Source organism: Shewanella psychrotolerans, assembly GCF_019457595.1.
Classification (GTDB): Bacteria; Pseudomonadota; Gammaproteobacteria; order Enterobacterales; family Shewanellaceae; genus Shewanella; species Shewanella psychrotolerans.
Genome location: NZ_CP080419.1, coordinates 3,728,320 through 3,749,205, shown reverse-complemented (window position 1 = coordinate 3,749,205; position 20,886 = coordinate 3,728,320). Strand labels below are relative to the sequence as shown.

At 43.5% G+C, this 20,886-nt stretch carries 17 protein-coding genes and 2 tRNA genes; 8 read left to right on the top strand and 11 right to left on the bottom strand.

Annotated elements, in window-relative coordinates; translation table 11 throughout:
- Window positions 1-57: 57 nt before the first annotated feature.
- From galK to cutA, 4 genes are all read right to left on the bottom strand, one after another.
- Window positions 58-1,230, bottom strand: a complete 1,173-nt coding sequence (galK, locus tag K0I62_RS16475; RefSeq protein ID WP_220069139.1) for a galactokinase — start codon at window positions 1,228-1,230, stop codon at window positions 58-60.
- A 287-nt stretch (window positions 1,231-1,517) separates the two neighbouring features.
- The gene (locus K0I62_RS16470) at window positions 1,518-3,146 is read right to left on the bottom strand and encodes a cation:proton antiporter family protein (RefSeq protein WP_220069138.1); all 1,629 of its coding nucleotides are present in this window, start codon (window positions 3,144-3,146) and stop codon (window positions 1,518-1,520) included.
- 177 nt (window positions 3,147-3,323) lie between these two features.
- Window positions 3,324-5,150 carry a protein-disulfide reductase DsbD gene (locus K0I62_RS16465; RefSeq protein WP_220069137.1) on the bottom strand — a complete coding sequence of 609 codons (1,827 nt, stop codon included), beginning with the start codon at window positions 5,148-5,150 and terminating at the stop codon, window positions 3,324-3,326.
- On the bottom strand, window positions 5,147-5,470 hold the full coding sequence (cutA, locus tag K0I62_RS16460) for a divalent-cation tolerance protein CutA (RefSeq protein ID WP_220069136.1): 324 nt from the start codon (window positions 5,468-5,470) through the stop codon (window positions 5,147-5,149). The genes K0I62_RS16465 and cutA overlap by 4 nt, the downstream gene beginning before the upstream one ends.
- 273 nt (window positions 5,471-5,743) lie before the next feature.
- On the opposite strand from cutA, the gene K0I62_RS16455 reads away from it, so the two are divergent.
- Window positions 5,744-6,301 (top strand): FxsA family protein, encoded by a 558-nt coding sequence (locus tag K0I62_RS16455; RefSeq protein WP_220069135.1) that lies wholly within the window; start codon window positions 5,744-5,746, stop codon window positions 6,299-6,301.
- Here the strand turns inward: K0I62_RS16455 and K0I62_RS16450 are convergent.
- Window positions 6,298-8,127 carry a protein kinase domain-containing protein gene (locus tag K0I62_RS16450; RefSeq protein ID WP_220069134.1) on the bottom strand — a complete coding sequence of 610 codons (1,830 nt, stop codon included), beginning with the start codon at window positions 8,125-8,127 and terminating at the stop codon, window positions 6,298-6,300. The two genes, K0I62_RS16455 and K0I62_RS16450, sit on opposite strands and share 4 nt — an antisense overlap.
- A gap of 214 nt (window positions 8,128-8,341) precedes the next feature.
- Here K0I62_RS16450 and K0I62_RS16445 point away from each other — a divergent pair, with 214 nt between their 5' ends.
- Entirely contained in the window at window positions 8,342-8,686 is a 345-nt protein-coding gene (locus tag K0I62_RS16445; RefSeq protein ID WP_220069133.1) for a hypothetical protein, read from the top strand.
- Between the two features lie 97 nt (window positions 8,687-8,783).
- Window positions 8,784-9,443 carry a thiopurine S-methyltransferase gene (locus tag K0I62_RS16440; RefSeq protein WP_220069132.1) on the top strand — a complete coding sequence of 220 codons (660 nt, stop codon included), beginning with the start codon at window positions 8,784-8,786 and terminating at the stop codon, window positions 9,441-9,443.
- A 107-nt stretch (window positions 9,444-9,550) separates the two neighbouring features.
- On the opposite strand, the gene K0I62_RS16435 is transcribed toward K0I62_RS16440, so the two are convergent.
- The gene (locus K0I62_RS16435; protein WP_220069131.1) at window positions 9,551-10,567 is read right to left on the bottom strand and encodes a porin; all 1,017 of its coding nucleotides are present in this window, start codon (window positions 10,565-10,567) and stop codon (window positions 9,551-9,553) included.
- A gap of 451 nt (window positions 10,568-11,018) precedes the next feature.
- Window positions 11,019-12,077: a porin gene (locus K0I62_RS16430; RefSeq protein ID WP_220069130.1), complete on the bottom strand. Its 1,059-nt coding sequence runs from the start codon at window positions 12,075-12,077 to the stop codon at window positions 11,019-11,021.
- Between the two features lie 420 nt (window positions 12,078-12,497).
- On the opposite strand from K0I62_RS16430, the gene tcdA reads away from it, so the two are divergent.
- Together tcdA and pepT are read left to right on the top strand one after the other, a co-directional pair.
- Window positions 12,498-13,298 (top strand): tRNA cyclic N6-threonylcarbamoyladenosine(37) synthase TcdA, encoded by an 801-nt coding sequence (tcdA, locus tag K0I62_RS16425; RefSeq protein WP_220071426.1) that lies wholly within the window; start codon window positions 12,498-12,500, stop codon window positions 13,296-13,298.
- 73 nt (window positions 13,299-13,371) lie between these two features.
- Window positions 13,372-14,598: a peptidase T gene (gene pepT, locus K0I62_RS16420; protein ID WP_220069129.1), complete on the top strand. Its 1,227-nt coding sequence runs from the start codon at window positions 13,372-13,374 to the stop codon at window positions 14,596-14,598.
- A gap of 14 nt (window positions 14,599-14,612) precedes the next feature.
- Here the strand turns inward: pepT and K0I62_RS16415 are convergent, their stop codons facing one another.
- The gene (locus K0I62_RS16415; protein ID WP_220069128.1) at window positions 14,613-16,247 is read right to left on the bottom strand and encodes a sensor histidine kinase; all 1,635 of its coding nucleotides are present in this window, start codon (window positions 16,245-16,247) and stop codon (window positions 14,613-14,615) included.
- Between the two features lie 228 nt (window positions 16,248-16,475).
- Here K0I62_RS16415 and K0I62_RS16410 point away from each other — a divergent pair, with 228 nt between their 5' ends.
- Window positions 16,476-17,087: a superinfection exclusion B family protein gene (locus K0I62_RS16410; RefSeq protein ID WP_220069127.1), complete on the top strand. Its 612-nt coding sequence runs from the start codon at window positions 16,476-16,478 to the stop codon at window positions 17,085-17,087.
- Window positions 17,088-17,178: 91 nt separating this feature from the next.
- Here K0I62_RS16410 and K0I62_RS16405 read toward each other — a convergent pair whose 3' ends face one another.
- Window positions 17,179-17,307, bottom strand: a complete 129-nt coding sequence (locus tag K0I62_RS16405; protein ID WP_081730679.1) for a DUF3149 domain-containing protein — start codon at window positions 17,305-17,307, stop codon at window positions 17,179-17,181.
- A 315-nt stretch (window positions 17,308-17,622) separates the two neighbouring features.
- Here K0I62_RS16405 and K0I62_RS16400 point away from each other — a divergent pair.
- Both K0I62_RS16400 and K0I62_RS16395 read left to right on the top strand, forming a co-directional pair.
- Window positions 17,623-17,707 (top strand) — tRNA-Leu (locus K0I62_RS16400).
- Window positions 17,708-17,790: 83 nt separating this feature from the next.
- A tRNA-Leu gene (locus tag K0I62_RS16395) sits at window positions 17,791-17,877 on the top strand.
- A 56-nt stretch (window positions 17,878-17,933) separates the two neighbouring features.
- Here the strand turns inward: K0I62_RS16395 and K0I62_RS16390 are convergent.
- Both K0I62_RS16390 and K0I62_RS16385 read right to left on the bottom strand, forming a co-directional pair.
- Complete coding sequence (locus K0I62_RS16390; RefSeq protein WP_220069126.1) at window positions 17,934-19,565, bottom strand: methyl-accepting chemotaxis protein; 1,632 nt, start codon at window positions 19,563-19,565, stop codon at window positions 17,934-17,936.
- 185 nt (window positions 19,566-19,750) lie between these two features.
- A complete protein-coding gene (locus K0I62_RS16385; RefSeq protein WP_258405026.1) occupies window positions 19,751-20,863 on the bottom strand; it encodes a site-2 protease family protein in 1,113 nt (370 codons plus the stop codon).
- Between the last annotated feature and the right edge of the window lie 23 nt (window positions 20,864-20,886).

Here is a 20,886-nt window from a genome sequence, read left to right as displayed (position 1 = left end):
TTTGGGCTCATTTTATTTTTTAACTTAGTTGGTTAAGGTTGAATACGTATTCGGAGGTTAAAACTCATAAAGCTCGTCATCAAGTCGGGTCGCACCATCGCTTGCTGAACATAGATACACCGTTGGTTCAAGATTCGTCTTGGCTTGGTATTGCGTTTCTATTGCATCTACCACGGCATCACTCAGTTCATGTTCAACTAAAGCCACCACGCATCCGCCAAATCCTCTACCTGTCATGCGTACACCACCTTGTGTGCCAACCACTTTGGCGATGATCTCTACTAAGGTGTCGATTTCTGGCGTGGTTATTTCAAAATCATCTCTCATCGATGCATGAGATTGTGCCATGAGTTCGCTAAGTTTCGCGATATTACCCGCCTGCAACGCGTGGGCTGCATTTTGAGTGCGACGGTTTTCTGTTAGCACATGATGTGCTCGTCGATAATTTACCTCTGAGAGTTCTGATGCCGCAGCCTCTAGCATACTGAGCTCTAAATGGCGCAGACTCTCAACACCAAAATGAGTGGCCACTTGTTCGCATTGATCGTGACGCAGATTATATTCGGCGTCAAAATCGCCTCGCGGCACGTTAGAGTTGACAATAATTAGGCTTAAACTTTCAGGAATGGGGACAGGTTCACTATCAAGGTCTTCACAATCGATTAATAGTGCATGATCTTGCTCACCCAGAGCACTGATCATATGGTCCATTATGCCGCTAGCGCTACCAATATATTGGTTTTCGCCGCGCTGCGCCATCTGTGCCACTGCCAATGGTGAAAGCCGTAATTGACTGCTCTCATTCACGGCGGTGCCAAAGGCCAGCTCTAAGGCCGCCGACGAGGCCAGTCCTGCGCCAAGGGGCACATTACCCACTACAGCTAGGTCCATTCCTTTAGCGGGAAGTCCTGAAGCGGCTAGCGCTGCGGTAAATCCTTTGAGGTAGCTGGCCCAATCATTTTCAGGGTGAACTTGATCCTCTTGGCCAAAACGCCAACTGTTGATTTTTCCTGGATAGACATCAGATACCGCTCGAAACAGATCATCTTCGCGTCGTTTGATGGCTATTATGGTGTGAAAATTAATAGCCGCAGGCAATACAAAACCGTCGTTGTAATCGGTATGTTCGCCAATTATGTTCACTCTCCCTGGGGCGAGATAGAGATCATCCGCAGTGGTACCAAAGGTTTGCACAAATAATTTGTTAGCGCGCTGTGCGGGATTAGACATGCTCTCAAGCTTCTCACATAAAAAGTTATCACTCTCTGCACCATCGTTTGGGGCAGTGTCATTTACGGCTCATACTGATTGGTATTATGACCACCGTAATTCGTTCCTTATGATTTTTATATCACGACTGAGCTCAGCTGTAACTGAGTTTTTTATAAGTCGCCGTGAGTAGCGATTGGGGAGACTGGGTATATGAATTGCGGACTTAGGGTATGGGAGTCTCTGCCCAGTGGTGCTTACCATCTGATGATAGAATGACAAGCACCGCGGTAGACTAATATTACGGCTTAGCTAGCATGGGTTGGCTCTTCGATATTGATGTCGGCTTCATGTTGTTTACCCGACTCAAGCTCCTGGATTACATGATCAACGAAACCAGCACCAGCCGCTTCATAGAGATTAAATACGCTATGCACTCCCGATTCCTTAAGTTGCACTGCATCTTCACTATATTGCACAATGGCACTTAATTTTCCTTGATAATTTAATCGTTTAAGTTGTTCAACTGCAAATAGGTTTCCTGCATGGTGTGGCATGGCAAGCAAGACTAGCTCTAAATTTGGCGCATGCTCAAGTTTCTCCCAAAAGTCAGTATCGGATGCATCCCCCTTAACAACATTACGTCCTTCGTTGCGGTGGAAATCGACTAACTCCTGCTTATGTTCAATACCTAAAATGTCACCACTGAATTTATTGGCTAGTTCATCATAGGCACCGCTACCAATTCGTCCCATACCTAAAATGAGAAAGCGCGGATTACCCACAGGGATCTGACGATCCTCTGGGTGTAATGGGTGACGTTCTAATTTGCGTAATCCTGATTGGAAACGTTGGTATAACCTGTTTGAGGCTGTGTTAAGTGGCGCTGCGAATAAAAAGCTTAAGCTCAAAGCAACTGCTAAAATGATCATCCACTGGGCAGGTAACCAACCTTTATTAATGGCTACAGCAGCGACAATAAGACCAAATTCACTATAGTTACCTAAATTAAAAGAGGTCATTAGTGAGGTGCGCGAGCGCAGTTTAAAGTAGGTCAGTAGGTATAAAAACAGCACAATTTTAATCGGTACAATAAGTACCAACAGGGCGGCGAGCCCGATATCAGAGAAGCTAGGTAGTCCATTGAGGCCAACCGTTAAGAAGAAGGCCACTAAGAATAGTTCTTTGAAATAAAATAGCGACTTAGCAAGCTCCGATGATTTTGGATGTCCCGCGAGTAAGATACCGACAATCAAGGCCCCCAGATCAGGTTTTAGGCCGACCAGTTCAAATAAGCCTGCGCCCACCACTAAGGCCATAACCAATCCGAATAAGACTAACAGCTCACCATGGCCGACACGATCGAATGCCTTGTAGATAAGGGGTTTGGCAAAGGGCAGAAGCAATAAGCTCAGCGCCCAAATAGAGGGGATATCACCTTTAGATATGGTCAAGAAGAGTACCGCGAAGATATCTTGCATGATCAAAATACCAATAGCGACACGACCATAAAGTGATTGCATATCACCTTTATCTTCAAGCACTTTGACCGCGAAAATGGTACTGGAAAAACTCAATGCAAAGGCCAATAAGGCCAATTGATTCCACTCAAGACCTGTTAGCTGTTCAAGGCCTAATAGTCCGAGCAGCTTAAGAAGCGGCACGAGGAAAAGAATCGAGCCTATTAAGTGAAGACTCGATCCCGCCCACACCTCGGCTTTGAGTAAGCTCTTTATATCCAGCTTTAAGCCAATAGCGAACAGTAGCAGAGTTACACCAAGATTAGCTAATTGCTCTAACAGTGGCAGACTTTCCTCTTGCACACCAAAAAGAAACAGTACAAACCCCGCCACTAAATAGCCAATTAGTGGTGGTAGTCCTACGCGACTTACCAACATTCCGCAGACTAAAGTGATAATAAGAATGGCGGGTTCCATGTGACTCCTTCGAAATAGGGGGTGAGAGTGGCGTTAACTATCTCTTATTGTATAAGATTTCTGTTAACTATAAATGAAAAAAATCGGCGTTAAATAATACTTTTGCCATAGAGGACAAGATAAGCTAACAACAAAAAGCCTCCCGAAGGAGGCTTAAGTTGATGTTAAATCATTGCGCTATTTAGCGAGTAACAGATCTAAATGGGCTGCAAAGGCTTCGGGCTTCATAAAGCCTGTTACCCTGAGTTCATCACGTAGCTCACCGCTTGCATCAAACATGAGTAGTGTTGGCAGTCCTAATACGTTGTAGTGTTCTAGCAGTTCAACGTCAATCGCATCGCTCTTGGTTACATCGGCTTGTAAAAAAATCATCTGTGATAGACGTTGTTGAACCGCCGGATCTTTAAAGGTAATGTTTTCAAACTCTTTACAAGCAACGCACCAATCAGCATAAAGATCCAGCATTACTGGTCTGCCTTGGGCTTTTGCTGCAGCGACTTCTGCTTCGAGATCGGCAACAGACTTAATGGTTTTGTGAGTGACTCCGTGACCCTCACTGCTTAGGGTGTGAGATTGAAAACCTAAGCTATTCATTACCGCTTGAAAGCCATAGGAGAAGCTTGCCAATAGCATCAGCAATAGCGTTACCGAGCGAACCGTTTGTTTCCAGTTAAACTCAGTCAGCTTATTTTGATGCATTAAGTAGCCAGCAAGTGCAATGCCCCATAAAGCCCAAAGTAGATCTGACACTAAACCTGTCCAGATACGGCCGAGCATGACAATTGATACCGCGATTAATAGGAAACCAAAAATGGTCTTGATGATATCCATCCACGCACCCGCTCTTGGTAAAAGCTTGCCGCCAGATGAACCAATGATTAATAGAGGAAGCCCCATTCCCATACTAAGGACATAAAGGGCTAAGAACCCCTGCATTAGGTCGCCCGTTTGTGCCACGTAGACGAGTGCGCCTGAAAGCGGTGCAGTGGTGCATGGAGAGGCGACTAAGCCCGAGATGATCCCCATGATAAACACACCAGCGATATTGCCGCCTTTCTGGTTGTTGGAGAAGCGATTCATCTTCTCCTGCCAGCTCGATGGCAGTTTTAAGTCATAAAGACCAAACATTGATAAACTGAGCACGAAGAACAAAATAGCCAGTACCACTAACACGGCAGGGTGTTGCAGGGCGGCTTGATACTTCATTCCCGCAGAGGCCACCACTAACCCAAGTAGGGAGTAGGTAATAGCCATACCTTGAACATAAACCATTGAGAGGGTAAATGCTTTGCGAGTTGACAGTTTCTCCCCTTGACCGACAATAATCCCTGACAAAATGGGATACATAGGAAATACACATGGGGTCAAGGCGAGGCCGATGCCTAAGCCAAAGAAAATCACTAAGGTCCATAAAAGACTGTCATTAGCCAACATCTGACTCAGAGTGTCTTGCTCTGTGATCGGTGTTGTCGTCGCTTGCTGGGCAGATGAGGGCGTAGATAAGCTCTGGCTCGCGCTTGCCTCTGCAGCTGGCAGTACACCGTCGTTTGCCACGACTTCAGCTAAGACAGCGCTGCGTTTGGTTGGTGGATAACAGAGTTTTCCCTCGGCACAGCCCATAAAAGTGACGTTCAGCGTACCTTCACTAGAGGCTTGTTTGATAGCGATAGGGACTTCTACATAAGAGTAATAGACCTCTTGCTCGCCAAAGTAGTCATCGGTATGCGCCTTGCCGCGGGGCAAGTGTATTTCGCCTAGAGTCGCGCCATCGGCTTCAAATTTAAGCTTATCGCGATACATGTAGTAACCATCGGCGATAACCCAGCTGACTTTGACTTGCTCACCCTCTTGCTTAAAGTCGAATACAAAAGCTTGATCGACGGGCATCAACTTAGGTTCGTCTTTTAGAAAGCCAAATTTATTACTGCTGAAAATGCCTTCACTTTGAACCGCGGGGGCAAGTAATAACAGTGACGAGAGAAAAAGGAACAGTATTTTTTTCATATTTGTGTGGTTTCTTTTATCCAATCTAAATAAGCAGGAGAGCCGTTAGCGATTTCCAAGGCGATAAGCTCCGGTACATCATAGGGATGCATGGAGAGTATCAGTTTGGCGATCTCATTATAATGTTGGCTATGACATTTGATCTGCAATGAAAACTCTGGCTCTTGGCATAACTCGTCCTGCCATGAGTAAACAGAGATCACAGGCGATGATATCTGTACGCACGCCGCAAGTTTAGCGCTCACTAATGCCCGCGCGATATTGCCTGCAATCTCTTTATCTGGGCACGTTGTTATGACTAATAAATAGCTGTTATGCATGATGTCGATCGTCTTTCTCGCATTGGGTTTTAAAGCTGTTTTAAGTCAAAGAGTGTAAACTTCATCCTATCAGTCTCATCGGGATGAATGCTGTGGGATACTTTACGTCTTTTACCGTTGTCTTGCATTAAGCTATGACTAAAATAGTGAGCTTATCCAAGTTAGCTTAGCCGAGTTGAAACCGCGGTTTTTATCGACTAGCTTGAAAGTAGACCAGATTGCCCCCATTTAGTTTTCAATGAATTAAGAAAAATTTTCTTTTGCGAGGTCAGTGTGTTTTTTATTCTACTAATTATTTTTGTGCTCGTGCCCGTTATTGAGTTGAATGTACTGATCCGTGTAGGCGAGTCGCTAGGGAGTTGGACGACCGTTGGTCTCGTGTTATTTACAGCAGTGGTTGGGGTGTCTTTGGTGCGCAGTCAAGGAATAAGCACCTTGATGCAGGTGCAGCAAAAGTTGGCTAGAGGCGAAGCGCCTGGGCAAGAGATTGTCGAAGGTATGATGTTGGCTGTAGCAGGATTGCTGTTACTTATCCCTGGCTTTGTAACTGACTTTATCGGTCTATTGTTGTTAACGCCGATAACTCGAGTTCCAGTCGCTGGTTTTTTATACAAGCGCATGCAATTAAAGGTAAGTAGCCAAGGTGGTTTTCAAGCGGGATTTGGTGCCGGTGGATTTGGTTCAAAAAATGGTCGCTCCCCATTTGGCGATGATCCTTTTACTCGTGATGATGGCAATACCTTCGATGGTGACTTTGAACGTAAGCCCGACCCATCAGAAAAAAAAGAGGAGTCACATCAGCTAGACGACAAGAAGGATCCTAAAGTTTAAACTTCATTTTTAATCGCTTTGGGGTTCTTGGGATAGAAAAAATCAGGTTTTCTATCTATATGGTTGAAGCGGCGAGTGTTTTTGTATGGTAGCTTCATAAAACCAGATACCCCTTTTCCTTGTATTTTATCGACGTGGCTGAGAATACGATCTAGGCTAGCGCGAAACGCGGCCTGTTTTCTAGGGTTGAGTAGCCTAAGGTAACTGTGGATCTTCATATGCTTGGGAAGCACTTCGAAAATGATACATCCAGTATGATGGATCTGGTTTATCCAACCGAGTTCGGTCATGATCTCTTTTGGTAGTTCGAGGTTTTCATCGGGATCGCGTCCATCCTCAAAGTAAGAATGTAATCTCGACTTGTCTTCCAGCGACGGTACATCACCAACTTCGAAAGGCAGTTGCTGCTCTGGGCTGGGCTTAAATGGTTGATTAATATCGCTTCGCTCTAAATGTAATGTGTCTTTTGCATTAAAGAAGCAGGCTTTAAATACGCCGATACGGCGGATCCCTCTCGCTAACGTCACCATGTTGTTGACCGCGAGTATTAAAGCGGGTTTTTCTTCGCTATTGTAAGTTGCAAGGTTTGAGTCGATAAATACCCCTGACTCTTGCCAGTGAATCGCAATTCCCCCCATAAGCGAGTATTGTCCTACACGACCGACAGCGGCGATGAACCCCTTTTCTGTATCGCCCATTCCAGCCATAAAATTGCGATAATATTTCTCTAATTGCAGATCGTCCATTTTAGCAATGGGATCATCCGCGTTGTGTTCTTTCAGGAAGGACTTTCTGGAGCTGTAAGTCACGGTTTCAACGTCTTTGCCACGAGCAAGTTCCCATACGGGGATCTCGGCTTGTAGCGGTGGTTTTGGTAACTCGGGAAGATGCAATCTATGACTATGAGCCATGCTTTTAAGAAAATAATCGCCCGCCTTGTTTCGAGTGACAGGGTCATCACTGAGCATGCCGTCCAAGGTTTTTGCCAACTCTATGGGTAAGCCGATGCTGGTGGCAGGAATAACCTTACTACCAAAGCGACTGGCTTGACCTGAAGCTAATGCGTATAGCGTTGCGGCTGCACCTTGTTCATCAAACCTTGGGCTTGAGAGCGCGCCATTGAGTTGCTCATCGCCAATAAAATAGACATCGCCCATACGGGCGTTGGTATGTTGTTGATCGCTCGATAGCAGATCCATAACATTGCCATTGACTGGATTGCCATTGCCATCACGCTGGGCAAAAACCGCTGATCCCCAGTCGATCAAGGATAGATGATTGGTTTTCATATCATAGACAAGGTTTGATGGCTTAATGTCTCCGTGGACTAACGGACGACCATTGTGCAGATAATGCAATATATGAGCGAGTTGACGGGCGATACTAACAACTATGCCTACGGGGAGTGCGCCGAGACGTTTACAAAGCTTGTCGAGATCTTCACCCGGCGCTCTCGCCATGACTAAAATACCTTGCTTACCGACGTGCTCGAATTTAATCACGGGAGGCACATTGGGGTGGATCACCTGAGATAGCATGAAGGCTTCCTCTTCTAAGCGATCTTGAATATGTTGCGGTAACGTCAGTCGAGAAAATTTAAAGACATGGGCATTGTGCTGCTTATCTACTCCAGCAAATACAAAGCCATAAGCGCCTTTACCGACTAACTCAATGTCGCTGTAACCCAACTTAGTTAATTGCTGTTTACACAAACGAATCCATGCTCTGTGTTTACGAGCATCATCGGCCTTCAATAGATAAATTGATTGCTCTTCTGAGATATAAAAGTGCTGCAACTCTGGTGTTGGATTGCTTGAATTAGGCATGAGTGACATCTTTACAAATCGATATGTTTTTATAGCAAGAACACGGTCTAGTGCACAATAGCTAGATTTTTCATCACTGTGAGCCCTAACCGATATTTTCGTTGTAGATATTGACCTACATCAATCCTGCTACATACACATAAAGGTAACCTGAAGCTAATATAAAATTAAGCCTCTAAATAAAGAGTAATACCCGATGAGTGAGGAGGGTGTGATGACGGAACCTGACAAAGCCCTATTAATTGAGCTGTTGGAATATCCTAGAAAACGTATCGTGCAGTCGATGGAACTGAAGTTTTGTCCCCATGCAGGTTTCTTTAATAGCACTGACCCCCAATGCATCCACTGTCACCAGGGGATGGAATGCACTTGGATGAACCACAATGACGAGTTAGTCGCTGTTGAGCGAAAATCGGTACAAGAGTTAAGGCAGCAACTGCTCATCGCGGTCGACTTTATCGATTCGAGCCTCACGCCACATCATTTATCAAGACGCAACTGCGAATGCGAAAATTGTGTTTGGCTCAGGCGAGTACAGAAGGTATTAAACCCTCAGTAATGACCAGCGGTTATTTGTATAAGATTTTTTGCGTCTAGTGCCACTTACTATTAGAGTACGGTGAATATTCACCGTATTAGGTTAAATGGAGTGAGAGATGCAACCAAGTTTTTGGCATGACAAATGGGCGTCCCAGCAAATAGGCTTTCACCTTGGTGAGGTTAATCCCTTATTAGTCGATAATTGGGATTCGTTAAATATTAAATCTGGTGCCAAGGTTTTTGTGCCGCTATGCGGTAAGAGTTTAGATCTCTGTTTTCTCGCAGAGCAAGGGCTAGATGTTGTTGGCTGCGAGCTTAGTCAAACCGCAGTTGAGCAGTTTTTTTCTGATAATCAGCTTGATGTAGATGCTCAAGCACTCGCGGATCATACGCTTTATCGCACAGAGCAAGTCGCTATTTATCAGGGCGATCTATTTACCTTACCGGCTCACCTATTGGAAGATATTTCGGCCTTTTACGATAGGGCGGCACTCATTGCCTGGCCAGATGAGATGCGCCGCCAATATGTGCTGCAGTTAGCGAAACTTCTTCCTCCCAAGAGTATAGGGTTACTTATTACATTAGATTATCCTCAAGAGACGCTAACTGGCCCGCCATTTGCGGTATCTAACGACTGGATTATGGAGCACATGAGTGAGCATTTTGAGATTGAGCTGCTACATACCGAGGATGTGCTGGCTGACAATCCAAGCTTTGTGAAAAAACAGGTGCCTTGGTTAACTGAGTCTGTATATCGATTGACTCGTAAAGGTTAACTTATTTAGGGCTCTTATCAGTTAGCGATATTAATATGACTAACTTTAAGGATATAAAAAAGGCGACCTTAGGTCGCCTTTTAGCATCTATGTCTTAGGTAAGATGATTAGAAGTCGTAACGAATACCAACAGTGAAGATGTCATCATCAGCTAGGTCAGTTTTAAGACCAGCAACTTTGTAATCGCCTTCGTACATCGCATAGTGGCCATAGACTAGCGTAGACTTAGCTACACGGTAGTCAGCACCGATGGTGAAGTTAGTCACATTGATGTCAGAACCTTGTTGAGCTTGCTTAGAGTACTTACCGAAGCCTGCTTCATCTACACCATATTCAGCTTTTAGATTTACGCCGTTTAGGTTGTAAGCTAGGTTAACTAGGTAAGTGTTGTTGTCTTCAGAACCATCAGCAATGCTTTCAGAGTTTTGGAACAGACCGCCAACTTTAAAGTCGCCAACCTTGACTTGAACCACGCCACGATAAGCATCAATGTTAGAGATGCCTTTGTTGTAAGCGAATGCTAGGTAGTAGCTTTGTTCTTTGAACTTCTTGTCACCAAGTGTTGCACTGACTGCATACTGATTTTCTGGATCTTCAACACCAGCTTGGTTGTTGTCTTCCATTAGGTAAGTAGCGTTGATAGTCAGAATGTTAGCGATACGTGGTGAGTAGTACCAGAAGCCGTCAGCGCTACGAGTCTGTCCGCCTACTAAGCGGTCGATATCGGCATTTGAGTTACCGAATAGGTCGATGCCACCTTCAGACTGTTTGAAAACAGTGTCGTTACGACCAACAAGCAATGTACCTGCAGCGCTCTTAAGACCTAGGAAAGTGTTACGAGCTTTAAATACGTCGCCTTTAGAAGAAGTATTCTCTACTTGGAATTCCATTTGGTAGATAACATCTACACCGTCAGAAATCTTTTCGCTACCTTTAACACCAAGGTTTGAGAAGTTGTTTTCGATAACCGTGCCTTCTTTGCCTTCTTGCGTAGTTACACCTGTATCAGAGTTTGTAACTGAAAGGTCTAAACGACCGTAGAAGCCTGGGCCATCGGCTAGCGCACCGAATGAAGCTAGAGTAAGTACAGATGCAATTGATGCAGAGATTAGAGATTTTTTCATGTGTTGTGCTCCCAAGAACTGAGTTCTTTTCCATTTTTTAATGGTTATTAACATAGTTTCTATAATTTGCTCCGAGTGTCCATTCTCGTAACAAAGTTGGCTCGAAGTTTACAGTTTTATGTCATTAAAATTGTGGTGTAGATCAAATTTTTATCTATTCACGTTAGGTTTAAAGCTAATTTGTGAACAATTTAACCGCCTTGTACAAAATTAATACTAAATTTGTAAAACCCTAGCTTTTCATCTACTTATAAAGAGGTAGATCGGGTTGAAGGTCAAACTGAACTAAAACTTAATAAGTAGACGCTAAAATTGTAGTTTGTTTGCTAATAAATGCATTGAAATGTATAGAAAATATGCAGAGAAGAGCGGGGTTAACACTGTGTGTGTGATTGGTGTCACAAAAAAAGCGGCCCTAAGGCCGCTTGATTTATTTTTATACAAAATAACTCTAGAAGTCGAAACGCATACCTAGGGTGACGATATCATCGCCAAGATCTTGTGTTACACCCGTCAGTTTCAGGTCACCATCATATTTGGTGTAGTGGCCGTAGAACAGGGTGCTCTTGCTGATGCGGTAATCTGCGCCGATGCTGAACTGTTGTAGATCGACATCTGATACGGTTTCCATACCTGCGCCATCGGCGTTACCCACGAAACGGCTGACATATTTACCTAGGCCTGAGTCGTCACTACCAAACATGGCTTTAATTTTTACATTGCCCAGTACGTATGCAGCGTTAACGAAGTAGGTATCACCCTCTAGGTTGGCATATTTAGCGTCAATATGTTCACTGTTCTGGTATAGACCACCAATGATGAAGTTACCGACTTTGACTTGAGCCACACCACGGTAAGCTTTTACATCATCGATATTTTCGTTATAGGCGGCAGCTACATAGTAACGTTGTGCCTTGAGGGCCTTATCGCCAAAGGTTGCACTTAGGGCATACATGCTGTCTGGCGCGACGCGCTCATCACCATTGTATGTGACATAATTGTCTTCAACTAGGTAGGTAGCGTTTATGGTCAAAAGGTCAGCAATTTTCGGTGAGTAGTAAGTGATACCGTCAGCGGTACGCGACTGACCAGCAACCAGTAGGTCGATATCTGAGTTAGTGTTGCCAAATAAATCGAAGCCGCCTTCAGAAGCTTTAAACACAGTGTCGTTGCGACCAATGAGGCCTGTACCGCCAACCCCTTTCAAACCAAGGTAGGTGTTACGTGCAGCAAAGGTCTTGCCTGAGTTATCAAAGTTACTAACGCCAAATTCCATCTGATAGATCACTTCAAGACCATCGCTGATTTTTTCGTTGCCCTTGACCCCTAACCAGGAGAAGTTGTTTTCTATAATAGTGCCATCTTTTTGGTTTTGGGTTGCAATGCCATTATCAGAATGAGTAACAGCGAGATCGGCACGGCCATAAAATTGTGGGCCGTTTGCGAGAGCGGTAAACGAGGTAGCAGCGAGTGTTGCGATGATGCTTGCCGATAGAACAGATTTTTTCATTATCATCTTCCTGTAGCGGTGATGCTCTTTTATCAGAGCGTTTATTTATCGTGATATAGGCACAGGTTGGTTCGACAACCTGACCATGTTGTTTTTGACACACTGAGTTTCGATGTGCTTTTTTCTTGTTAGGTAAGCCTTCATATCTTGCGGAGATATTTGCATGTTTTTAGATTTTTGCTGGTTGATCCTGATCACGTTTTAGTGAATTGGTGTGATGTTTATTATTTTTTTTACATTTAAAATCATTGGGTTGACCTTGGTCATTACATTTTTCACATTGCTATTTCGTCTACTTATTAGGTTTGCCGTTTCGTTAACACTTATTGCTGGTATTTTTATTTTGGCTTTATGGATGATTAGGATAAAATCAGTGCCTTTATCCTATTGCCTGTGGAGCACAATTTGAGCCAGCCAACATTGTCAGATCCGTACTTAAACCGATTTGCTGGAATAGGTCGTCTTTATGGGGTGAAAGCATTACATCAATTTGCTCAGTCCCATGTTGCTGTTGTGGGCATTGGCGGTGTGGGCACTTGGGTGGCTGAATCACTTGCTAGAAGCGGTATCGGGGAGATCACGTTAATTGATCTCGATGATATATGTGTGACGAATACCAACAGGCAATTACACGCGCTTAAACAAACAATTGGCGAATCTAAAGTTGAGGTGATGGCCGAGCGGATCCGCCAGATAAATCCTGATTGTAAGGTGAATGAAATCGAAGATTTTATTACTGCCGATAACTTAGGAGATTATTTTAATGGCAAGAAGCAGGGGGGAAGTCTCGACTATGTTGTTGACTGTATTGATGCGGTTAAACCTAAGACAGCTTTAATCGCCTGGTGTAAACGTCAGAAGCTGCCAATTGTGACGGTTGGTGGTGCTGGCGGCCAAACCGATCCGACTCAAGTACAGGTTGCCGACTTAGCCAAGACCTACCAAGATCCCTTGCTTGCTAAGGTGAGAAACCTACTAAGGCGTGAATATAATTTTTCGAAAAATGTACAACGTCGCTTTAGTATCGAAGCTGTATTTTCGACTGAGCAGTTAGTTTATCCCCAGTCCGATGGTAGCGTATGTAATGTAAAGGCGACCGCAGAGGGGAGTATGCGTATGGACTGTGCATCGGGATTTGGCGCCGTGACCGTAGTCACTGGAACCTTTGGTTTTGTTGCAGTGAGTCGAGTGCTGACTAAAATCGCAGCCAAAGCTAGCTAAAGATTGATCAAGGTCTAAAGACAACTTCATGGAGCTTGTTAGACTCAGGAGAATTTTTCTATAGGTCTTTTTTATGAAACAAGCTCTTCTTAATCGTTTTTTGCGTTATGTTCAGTTTGATACTCAATCTAATTCATCAAGCACTAGCGTGCCGAGTTCATTTGGGCAACTTGCCTTAGCTGATCAACTTAAGTTAGAGCTAATTAAACTCGGCTTTAGTGATGTAGCGCTATCGGACAAGGGATATCTAACCGCCGTGCTCCCTGCCACAGTGGCTAATATACCTGCTATCGGTTTTATCGCACATCTTGATACTGCTCCCGACTTTTCTGGTGCTAATGTAAAGCCACAAATCATCGAAGCCTATGACGGCAGCGTGATCTCTCTTGGGGGAGATGAGTTTTTATCTCCGGATGAGTTTCCTGAATTAGCGCATTATATTGGCCAAACCCTTATCACAACCGATGGCAATAGCTTACTTGGCGCCGATGATAAAGCCGGAATTGCAGAGATTATTACGGCGCTGGCCACACTCAAAAATGAGGTCGGTGCTGTTCACGGTGATATTCACCTCTGTTTTACGCCAGATGAGGAGATAGGCCGAGGTACCGATCATTTTGATGTTGACGGTTTTGGTTCTCAATGGGCTTATACCGTAGACGGTGGCGCTATTGGCCATTTAGAGTGTGAAAACTTTAACGGTGCACTCGCGGTGGTTACTGCTCAAGGCAATAACTGCCATCCTGGCACAGCCTTTGGTGTGATGGTCAATGCTCAAACTATCGCGGCTAATTTCCATGCGCAAATGCCAGTTGGTGATACACCTGAGAAAAGTCGTGGTTATGATGGCTTTTTCCATCTTATTGAGATGAATGGTGTTACAGAAAAAGCACAATTGACATACTTGATCCGCGATTTTGACTTAGATGCTTTTGAGCAACGTAAGCTCTGGTTAACAGAAAAGGTCGAGGGATATAACCAAACGCTTAAGCAAGGAGCGTTGAGTGTGCAGATCACTGATAGCTACTACAATATGCGCGAGCAACTTATACCGTATCCGCACGTTATCGAAATCGCGAAGCAAGCTATGTTGAACGTGGATGTTGAACCTATCATTGAGCCAATTCGTGGCGCTACTGACGGTAGCCGCCTGTCATACATGGGGTTACCTTGTCCCAATCTGTTTACTGGTGGGCATAATTTTCACGGTAAACATGAGTTTATTAGTCTGCAATCAATGGTAAAAGCGACAGAAGTGATTATTGAGATCTGTAAGCTAACCACAATGCGATACCGTTAGTTAGTGATTTAATATTAAAGATTATTGGCTAGGATGAATTCTGATGAGTCTATTTCCACGACTTCGACAGGGAAGCTGACTTCGAAGCATGCACCGCCAAGCTCACATTCTGGCAGGTATCGCATCGTGCCTTGTAATAGGGTTGCCGCATTGAATGCTGCCGATAACCCAAGACCTGTTCCTCCTTCTGAGCGCGTGGTGGTATAAAACGGCTCGAATATGTGGGCAGCTGCTTCGGGGCTGATCCCCTCGCCATCATCTTGAATTTTGATCGTGAGGAGTTGGTTATCGACACTGGCATCGATACGTAGTTTGCCATTGTTTCGATTTTTGAATGCGTGAGCATAAGCATTTGAAAACAGGTTAGTGATGATCTGTTTGAAGAGGCTTAGGTTCGTCCTGACGGTTAAATTGGGATCTAGGTGATAGTCGACGTTAACAAGTTGAGCACCGTAAATAAATTTCATTGATTCGTGGTGCTCTATCAGTCCTTGTTGCACATTGATGCTGCGTTTTTCTTCGTGACTTTGTTCGGCTGCTATCGTTTTAAATTTTTGAATTAAACTGCTAGCGCGGGTGATGTTATTGATGATCAATTCACAGCTTTGTTGATACTCCAATAAGATACTATTGATCTCTTCTAGTGTGGCGTTTTCACTATGAATTAACGTGATAAGTTCTTCGACATAAGAAAGTTGAGCGCTTGCTGCGGTAAGGCAGATTCCTATAGGTGTATTTATCTCATGGGCAACCCCCGAAACTAAGCCTCCCAATGCTGCCATCTTTTCCTGTTCGACCAATACTTCTTGCGCTCGTTTTAAGATTAATAACGACTGTTCTAGTTCGGCTGTTCTTTCTTTGACTTGCCTTGCAAGCTCATCTTTATAGCTTCGTTCAAGCTCGAGTAGCCTTTCTCTATCTTCAAGGGCTTGTTGTAGTTCGAGTTTTGACCTTTTGATATCGTCAAAAGATGTTCTAAGCTGCCGCTGCATTTGATTGATAGCTTCAGCCACTAGCCAAAACTCATCATTTTTATGGCTATTTTTGACGAAAACCAAGGGTTCAAAATCAGTATCTAAATCAATGTTCTGGCTATATTCACTGAGTTTGTGAAGATGGCGAGTAACCAAAAACCACACTAAAAATAAAATAAAACCAGCAACAATGAAGGTTTTAATGGCGTTAGACAATAGGATGATTATTGCCCGATCCAGTAGTTTATTGTATACCTCTTGCAAATCGGCTTGTACCGTCAGTGTACCGACGTTGATACTCTGTTCACCTGAAATATAGGTTAGTGGAAAAGACTTTTCAATGGTGTTTTCTGGTGTCGCTATACCTGCTTGCCATTGCTGACCACTGTCATCTTCTATCGAAATATAAGTAATATCGGGTAATTGAATTAAACCATTGATTTGGGTGTTGATGAGTCGTTCGTCGATAACCCAAATACTCGCGGCCATCACATTGAGATTCACCTTCTCTATACTCTCGAATTGATTTGAAATTCGGTTTACATCACTTCGATAGTCATTGATCAGTTGAAAGCCTGTAGTGAGCAAAGTGATTAACGAACTAAAAAGGATAATAGACAGAGTCAGTTTTCTGCCTATCGGGCTTTTGAGTAGCTGTTTGGTCATATTTTGCATTGAAAAGTTCGCTTACCTTAATATGCGATCTATAAGATGATGTTCTCGCTCATCGCTTTTAGAGAAAACTAATAGCTTTAAGCATAGCCTCAATCTTATTTTCTGCATGATCTTGTTGATAAAAATAGTCACAAAGTAATGTTTGTTAAGTCTTTCTTGTTAGTTATTCTTTGGCACTATATTTGCAGTTAATTAAGCATCTGCGGATTTTTGACACTGGGTATCAAGATGGAAAAGCTGAATCTGATTCTGTTTAAACATGCAACGCCAAAACAAATGATTTTTAATCTTATGCTATGGGTTACATTGGTGAGCAGTGCATTACTTTTTGCACCAGCGGCACTGCTTGGCGCATTAAAGTTAGATGCTTTAGTGAATCAATATGCTCACTTTATCGGACTTGGACTCATTATAGGTGCTGCTTATTTATTGATGAAAGTTGCGAACTACTTTCTTGATGAAGCGATTCATTATCTGCGAAGCAAGCGTACAGTCGAAACGATAGAGAATAAAGTATTGTTGTTAGATCCCATAGAGAGAGCTTTGTTACGTGAGTTCTTTTTACAAGGTGAAGCCGTGTTAACTTTGCCGGAAAATGAATCGGCGGTGAAAAGCTTACTTGAAACTAATATCTTGGAATACCTAGGAAATAAGAAGCACTACGCAATTCATGGGCCTACGGCCGATTACAAAATTTCTATGGCAGCAAGACGCTACCTTAATCGACAAGTGTTACGTTTACCACCAGGTGAGCCTAATCAGGAGCAGATGCAGCTATTGATTAAGGCTAGGCCTCATTTTATACACAGTGTCGTACCAAGTCGTAAACACGCTGCATAATCGACAAATTTGAGATTTATAGATAAAAAAGAGGGGGCATAGCCCCCTTTGCATTAGAAAAGTGTATTCACACTGAGCCTTAAGGCTCTATCTATTCTGGTTTTGACTTCGATATAAACAACCACATCAGATATGACATTATTCCAATGGTTGTGAAAATAACGATCATAGACATTAAACCAATGGGGTTACCAAACATTAAATCTAACCAAAATGCCATTTGAGAAGTCCTCTTTCGCAGATGTTTATAAAGGCGTCACAGCTAATTTAGCGTGATTAAATATGGTAGATGCTGATCTCGATCAATAATTGCCATAAATTTGCTGGCGTTGTTAAAATCGGTCGTTAAATTTGTGATAAATGCATAGAATTGAGTCATGCCATGTGTGAGCTTTAGGTCCCAACGGGTCTGTTAGACGGAATTTTGTCCATTTGGCAATATGAATGTTTCAAAAGGCTTGCCATTAGCTAAAGCAAAGGTATAATTCCGTTCACTTGCTAAGGTAAACACGTTTAGCATGGTCTATTTGATAATGCCGGAGTGGTGGAATTGGTAGACACGACGGATTCAAAATCCGTTTCCTTCGGGAGTGACGGTTCAAGTCCGTCCTTCGGTACCATTATCAAAAATTGCTCTTTAAGAGCTACTCTCTTCAGAGAGAGAAAGCCTGCCTTAGAGCAGGTTTTTTTATATCAAAAATTTGCAGATGTGGTGGAATTGGTAGACACGCTAGCTTCAGGTGCTAGTGGCCTAACGGCCGTGCGAGTTCAAGTCTCGCCATCTGTACCAAATTAAAAGCCTTGCTGATGCAAGGCTTTGTCTATAGAACATGGTGATAACCTTTCCTAAGCAACTTTAAACCGCGATACCTCATGTTGGAGGTTATTGCAGATGGTCTGTGTGCTTTGAACAATTTTCTGGGTCTCACTGATCACATCATGAAAATGCACGGTTTTATCTGATAGCTCGGTCAAGTTCCGATTAATCTCTTCAGACACATGAGTCTGCTCTTCTGTTGCCGTTGCGGTTTGGCTAGACATGTCACTCACTCTGGAGGTTGAGGATAAGATCTCATCTAAGGCATTTTGGGTTTGGGCTGTTAACGAGACCGTAGAGCTGGTCAAGGCTGCGCCGGCTTCGATGGTTTTTACTGCATCTAACACACCGTGTTGCAATTGCTCTATCATTTTTTGAATATCTTGGGTGGAGGTTTCTGTTCTGCTCGCTAAGGTACGCACTTCATCTGCGACCACGGCAAAGCCTCGACCTTGCTCTCCGGCGCGAGCTGCTTCAATCGCTGCATTCAATGCCAATAGGTTGGTTTGTTCCGCGATGCCACGGATAACATCTAGTACCGAGGCGATATTAGCCGAGTTTTCGGATAGCTTCTCAATAACAGTAACGGCTTGTTTTACCGACCCAGATAGCTGATCTATTTGCTCAACCGATAGACTGAGAACGCGTTTCCCTTCTATGGTTTGATCGTTGACTTTATTTATCTCGCTCGCGGTATCCATTGCGTTGCTGGCGACTTCTTTTACTGCGGCACTCATTTCGTTTACGGCCGTGACTATGGTTTCAACAAATTGCGACTGGTCTGAACTGATTGTCAGTGTTTCAGTGGATTTCTCTGATAACTGCTCAACGCTAGAATTAACTTCATGGGTCTGAGCGCTAATGGTGATAATCATCTTCTGTAGTTGTTCGACAAACAGATTGAAAGAGCTGGCAAGAGTGCTAATTTCATCGTCTCGCTTTATTTGAATTCGTTGGGTTAAATTACCATCTCCGTTAGCTATATCATTGATCCTATTAGTTATATCATTGATTGCGTCAACGATAGTTTTAGGGCCAAAGTAAGCGATGATGAGTGCAAAAATAGCCACTATGGCAGCAATCCCAACTGACATTCTGTTTTGGCTAATCGCCCGTTCACTGATAAGTGTATCGAGTTCTTTCACTCGCTGATCAGCCGCTTCTCCTGCGGCGTTATAAATACTTCTTAGTGCCTTAAACTCCTTTTTAGAGAGCTGGTTATGTAGCACAAGTGCATTGGTATAGTCTTGCTGTTCTACAGCTTTGACGACCTTGCCCGATGCCTGATACCAAAGGTTGAATTGCTCATCAAATCCCTTAGTTGCATCCGTTACCGTTGGGTGGTTGGCTAGCATCTCTCTAAACTGCAGCATTCTATCTTTCGCTTGGTCGACATTTTCTTGCCAATTTTTTATCTCTTTTTGTCTCTGCTCGGCATTCAATTGATCGTTTAATAGGGTGACTTCACTGAGCTGTGCCTGGTATAAATCTCGGTCAGCATTCAGGATGGCAGATGTGGCAGGATTGAAGCGTTGACTAAACTCTTGTAGTTGATTGACTATTTGATGATTGCGTGTGGCATCAAATATAGAGATAAAAATAAGTACTGCCGCAACAGCGATAAACATCAAAGAGAATTTAACTCGGATACTTTTAAACATAGCGACGCGACTCCTCTGTTTTTATTAAGTTTAGACGTAAACCGTTAAATCGCGAGTTAACCTTTAAATTTTATTTACTTAATTTTTTTCAATGGTTTTCAATAAAAATAATTGTGTAAATAGATAAGAAGAGTTTAGACATGCCTATCCTTGAAGGATAGGCATGGAGCCCATGTCTGAAAGGGTTAACTTTGTAATATCTGCAGTGGTAAACCGAGTATTTCATCACCACTACCTGCGAAATACCAGATAATCGCGACTAATGCTCCGACCGTTACAAGGTACCAGATGGCGGAAAAAAGTTGGCCATATCGGTCTAATGGCAGAAGGTGGCTTTGATGGCGAGACTTCCACTCAAATACTATTTCTAAGCTACCTATCAGTAACAGAAAACCTAGTAGTGCAAGCCCTAAGGTATAACTGATGAATACGCCGATAGCAGCGCCAGTAATACAGGCGAAAAGTCCGAGCAGGCTGTTCATTGAAAAGCTGATACTCTTGAGAATATGACCGCCGTCTAACGGTAAAATAGGTAAAAGATTAAACAGGTTTAACAGTGCGTTGAAAGCGGCTAAGCCTGCGAAGAAAACATTACCTGTGACCCAATAGGCAATTAACGCAGCGATAGACATCAATAACCCGAAGGTGGGTCCCATGATGGAGATCACCACATCTTGCCAACGAGTGTTAATCTTTTCATCACTAAGCGCGAGCCCTCCCATGAATGGGATCAGGTAAATCCCTTTTGTTTTCATGCCGAAGTATTTCATTGCTCTAATATGACCATATTCGTGAAACACTAAGCAGGCAATAAGCGCTAAGGCAAATTGGAAAGAAAATAGCCAAGAGTATGCAGCCACACTCGCCCCTGCGAGAACCACCTTTATGACTTTCGCATTTTTGAGCAGTTTAAAGCCTAAAGAAGCTAGTCCTACTAAGCTAAATTGCTTTTTGACTGGAATAGGTGCGACAGGTGTTTGTTGCTCGATATCTTTGCTATCTCGATTACCTTGGGTCAGTACGTCATCATTTTTTAATAGACGATATTGCAAATTAAAGGGTTGCCACTGTAAATCGACTTCTAAGGTGATTTTTAGGCTCGTTGATATCTGGGCTTGCTCTTCGGTGCTAGCTGTATGGGGAGTAAGTTCAAACTCATGATTTCTAAGTCCCTCATGGTTTGCCGACGCTTGTTTGACTGAAACGAGTTTATTGTCCCAATAAAGTTGTTGCCAACCCGCCATTGAGCCTTCCAGCCGTAGCTCTTTTCCTAGGCAGTCAATCCTGAGTAGTTCCACGTTATCTCTCTTATTTGCACAGC